The organism is Bradyrhizobium sp. Kon58 (assembly GCF_055807455.1).
Window position 1 is genome coordinate 1 of the sequence record NZ_JBVVOT010000490.1, and the last position, 259, is coordinate 259.

1 protein-coding gene is annotated in these 259 nt (G+C 62.9%); it reads right to left on the reverse strand.

The window, feature by feature from the left end:
* On the reverse strand, nucleotides 1-231 hold a 231-nt coding region (locus AC0L20_RS41250), incomplete at its 3' end, for a hypothetical protein (RefSeq protein ID WP_473295870.1).
* Nucleotides 232-259 lie beyond the last annotated feature (28 nt).

A 259-nucleotide genomic window follows, 5' to 3' on the forward strand; every position in this document is an offset into this window, starting at 1 on the left:
CGTGTCCACCAGCCGCGCCTGGCCGGTGGCCAAAAGGTTGATCTCCAGGCTGGCATCAGCCAATGCCAACGCCAGATTGCCAGCACTGCCCGGCACAGCCTCAGACGGGCTCGCCAGCGTTTGTGCGATAGGTTTGAGGCTGGCCTGCGCACCACTTTTTTCCAGTGGGCCCTGAGTCAGCGGGCCGTCCGTGACGATGGCCGACTCAGCCGCTTGATTACTGTCTGCCATCCCGCTCTACTCCTGTTTGACGCCAAGG